Origin of the sequence: Rhodococcus sp. R1101, assembly GCF_000278445.1 — a bacterium.
Lineage (GTDB): Bacteria > Actinomycetota > Actinomycetes > Mycobacteriales > Mycobacteriaceae > Rhodococcus > Rhodococcus gordoniae.
Genome location: NZ_AJVB01000629.1, coordinates 1 through 1849 on the forward strand (window position 1 = coordinate 1; position 1849 = coordinate 1849).

Below are 1849 nucleotides of genomic sequence, written 5' to 3' on the forward strand. Positions count from 1 at the left end.
GTGCCCGGCGCCGACGAACGGACAGGCACGGGCACTTCCCGCATCCCGCTGGAGTCGGGCTTCGGCTTGCGCACGAGCACGCCGATCCCGGCCACGAGCGCCAGCACGGCGACGATCACGCCGTAGCCGACGGCAGTGGACGTCAGCCCGAACGATCCGGCCGCCACCCCGGCGGCCATCGCGGGCACCGAGAACGCGAAATAGCAGACGACGAACGTCGTTGCGAAGATCCGGCCGCGTTCGTGGGGTCGGCCGAGCGAGCCGACCACGCCCATGGCCGCGACGAAGGTCGAACCCCAACCGACACCGGCGACGGCAGTACCCGCGTAGTACAGCGCGACCCGTCCCGTGAGGAGCGCGGTGATCACCGCGGTCAGTCCCGTCGCGAGCAGCACGGCCCCGAGGACCACCATGCGATGCGGGTCGCGGCGAGCCGTGGTGACTGCCGCAACGGTGCCCGCCGTGAACAGCGTGCCGATCGCCAGACCTGCGGCAAGGCGGTTGTCGATACCGAACACCGAATCGACGATCGACGGCCCCAGCGACATGTACAGCCCGCCGAGTGCCCACGCCGACATCAGGCTGGGCAGGATGAGCAGATAACGGCCCCGGACCTCGCGGGGCACCGACGCGCTCGGTACCAGGCTCCGCACAGCGTCGAGTCGCGACGGGAAACCCACCGACGGCGACGTCTCCGGCACGAAGACGAGCGCCATCGCCAGTACAACGGCGAGAACGCCGACCACCGCATAGCTCAGGACCGTGGGGAAGGGTGCGAACTGCACGAGCACGCCCGCTCCCGCCGCGCCGAGCGCGAGTCCGAGCGACGGCGCGGCGGTGTTGATCAGCGGACCGATGTGCCTGTTCGGCTGCATCTCGATCACGGCGGCGGCCAGCGCGCTCGTCGCCGCGCCCACCGCGAGCCCCTGCAGAATCCGCGCGAGAATCAGCCACCCCACACCCGGGGAAGCGATGAACACGACCATGCTCACCGCGAGCAGCAGCAGGGCCGTCATGATGACGGGTCTGCGTCCGACGTGGTCGGACAGCGACCCCACCGTCACGAGGGCCGCGAGCAACGCGAGCACGTAGACCGCGAACACCACCGTCAGCATCGCGGCGGAGAATCCCCACATCTGCTGGTAGACGGGATACAGCGGTGACGGTGCCGACGACGACGCGGTGAGGGTGAACGCTCCCAGGCCGACCACGGCGAAACCGAACGAACGGATACGGCCATGGGGCTGCACGGGAGCAGTCATCGAACCTCCAGACAACGATCGGCGCGTTCCGCGCGGAAGTCGAACGATGCGTCCCGCACGACTCAGGTGAACACCCCTTCACCAACATACTTCGCTCGGCGAAGTATTCCTCGGGCACCTGACCGGAGACTCAGAGTGAGGTGGCGTCCTCGACGTCCTCGTCCCGCACGTCCTCGGGAGCGGCGAGCAGAGCGCGCCCCGCGGCGAAGACCGCCGCCGCCGGCGGCAGCTCGCCGGGTACACCGCTGCGGAACACGTCGACGCGGCCCGAACCGGTGGCGGGTCGTCCGAGCGTGTCGATCCGGCGCAGCGTCTGCCGCGCGACGGCCTCGGCGCTGTCGAACAGGCGCACCCCGGCCGGAAGATGTGCGGTGATGGTGTCGGCGACCAACGGATAGTGGGTGCAGCCGAGAACCACGCCCTGGACGTCCTGCGGGGTGCGTTCGGCCGCCGACGCGACCGCTGCGGCGACGGCCACCCGATCGCCTGCGTCGATGGCGTCGGCGAGTCCATGGCACGCCACGCCGACGACCTCGGCTCCGTTCGCGAACTGCTCGATCAGATTCGCCTGGTACCTGCTCGCCGTG

General features: G+C 69.9%; 2 protein-coding genes. Both read right to left on the bottom strand.

Going from position 1 to position 1849, the window contains the following annotated elements; translation table 11 throughout:
• The coding region (locus tag R1101_RS28235) for an MFS transporter (RefSeq protein WP_016935473.1) at positions 1–1262 on the bottom strand (1262 nt) is incomplete at its 3' end.
• Positions 1263–1392: 130 nt separating this feature from the next.
• A partial coding sequence (locus R1101_RS28240) for a glutamate racemase (RefSeq protein WP_016935474.1) occupies positions 1393–1849 on the bottom strand: 457 nt, incomplete at its 5' end.